This is a genomic window from Flagellimonas flava (genome assembly GCF_050617915.1).
Lineage (GTDB): Bacteria > Bacteroidota > Bacteroidia > Flavobacteriales > Flavobacteriaceae > Flagellimonas > Flagellimonas flava_A.
The window spans coordinates 1-229 of record NZ_JBODQE010000244.1; the positions used below are offsets into that span (position 1 = coordinate 1).

Here is a 229-nt window from a genome sequence, read left to right on the forward strand (position 1 = left end):
CCAGGGATTTGTGGTGATGCCCGGTGGGTTTCGCACCATGGATGAATTGTTTGAGGCTATAACACTAATCCAAACCAGCAAGACCCATACGTTCCCCATTATTTTGGTAGGTACCAAGTTCTGGAGTGGCCTTATTGATTGGAACAAGGAAACCATGCTGAATGCGGGCAACATTAGTCCCAGGGACCTGGATTTGATTAAAATTGTGGATTCTGCCGAAGATGTTGTC

Annotated in this window: 1 protein-coding gene; it reads left to right on the forward strand. The window is 46.3% G+C overall.

The genetic code is table 11. From position 1 onward, the window contains the following. The coding region (locus ACRHOZ_RS21705; protein WP_431130509.1) for an LOG family protein at positions 1-229 on the forward strand (229 nt) is incomplete at both ends.